At 51.8% G+C, this 1,800-nt stretch carries 1 rRNA gene; it reads right to left on the bottom strand.

Annotation, left to right across the window (positions count from 1 at the left end):
* A 23S ribosomal RNA gene (locus AC2Q9J_RS17530) occupies positions 1–1,590 on the bottom strand; the annotation flags it as partial.
* Positions 1,591–1,800 lie beyond the last annotated feature (210 nt).

The following is a 1,800-nucleotide window of genomic DNA, read 5'->3' as shown; positions in this document are numbered from 1 at the left end:
CAATGCCCCTTGCCATCACAGCTCAACGTATCAGGAATGGGATTTGCCTCATTCCACGCCTCACTGCTTGGACGCGCACAACCAACGGCGCGCTCACCTTATCCTTCTGCGTCCCCCCATTGCTCAAACGGCGGGGAGGTGGTACAGGAATATCAACCTGTTGTCCATCGTCTACGCCTATCGGCCTCGACTTAGGTCCCGACTGACCCTGAGCGGACGAGCCTTCCTCAGGAAACCTTAGGCATTCGGTGGACGGGATTCTCACCCGTCTTTCGTTACTCATACCGGCATTCTCACTTCTAAGCGCTCCACCAGTCCTTCCGGTCTGACTTCAACGCCCTTAGAACGCTCTCCTACCACGGATCTCTTGCGAGATCCATCCACAGCTTCGGTAATCCGTTTAGCCCCGGTACATTTTCGGCGCAGTGTCACTCGACCAGTGAGCTATTACGCACTCTTTAAATGATGGCTGCTTCTAAGCCAACATCCTGGTTGTCTAAGCAACGCCACATCCTTTTCCACTTAACGGATATTTGGGGACCTTAGCTGGTGGTCTGGGCTGTTTCCCTCTTGACTACGGATCTTATCACTCGCAGTCTGACTCCCAATCATAAATCACTGGCATTCGGAGTTTGTCTGAATTCGGTAACCCGGGATGGGCCCCTAGTCCAAACAGTGCTCTACCTCCAGGATTCTCAAGATTGAGGCTAGCCCTAAAGCTATTTCGGAGAGAACCAGCTATCTCCAGGTTCGATTGGAATTTCTCCGCTACCCACACCTCATCCCCGCACTTTTCAACGTGCGTGGGTTCGGGCCTCCAGTAAGTGTTACCTTACCTTCACCCTGGACATGGGTAGATCACCTGGTTTCGGGTCTACAACTGCATACTCTGTCGCCCTGTTCAGACTCGCTTTCGCTGCGGCTCCGGCTTCTCACCTTAACCTTGCATGCAATCGTAACTCGCCGGTTCATTCTACAAAAGGCACGCCATCACCCATTAACGGGCTCTGACTACTTGTAGGCACACGGTTTCAGGATCTATTTCACTCCCCTTCCGGGGTGCTTTTCACCTTTCCCTCACGGTACTGGTTCACTATCGGTCACTAGGGAGTATTTAGCCTTGGGAGATGGTCCTCCCGGATTCCGACGGAATTTCACGTGTTCCGCCGTACTCAGGATCCACTCTGGAGGGGGCAGGTTTTCGGCTACGGGGCTGTTACCCGCTGTGGCGGACCGTTCCAGGTCGCTTCGCCTAATCTGTCCTTTTGTAACTCCGTATAGAGTGTCCTACAACCCCAAGAGGCAAGCCTCTTGGTTTGGGCTGTTCCCGTTTCGCTCGCCGCTACTCAGGGAATCGCATTTGCTTTCTCTTCCTCCAGGTACTTAGATGTTTCAGTTCCCTGGGTGTGCCTTCTCATGTGCTATGAATTCACACATGGATACTGCCCCATTACAGGCAGTGGGTTTCCCCATTCGGAAATCTCCGGATCATCGCTCACTTACAGCTCCCCGAAGCATATCGGTGTTAGTGCCGTCCTTCTTCGGCTCCTAGTGCCAAGGCATCCACCGTGCGCCCTTTCTAACTTAACCAAGTGGTTTGTTAAAAAGTTGATCACCAACGGTGATCGTGTCACTTCATGAATTGCTTTGCTTCGTTTTGTTTCAATGTCGTTTTATCCAGTTTTCAAAGAACAAGTGGTGAAAGAACACAAAAAGGCGTTGCCGCCTGAAGGTGAACCTTCAAAACTGAACGCAAAACGTCAACACAAGATCCGGAGATCTTGTTTCCGATATATTCCT

The sequence above is a fragment of the Planococcus sp. RAB007_Raresut genome, assembly GCF_057369535.1.
This window is presented reverse-complemented; position numbering and strand designations above follow the sequence as displayed.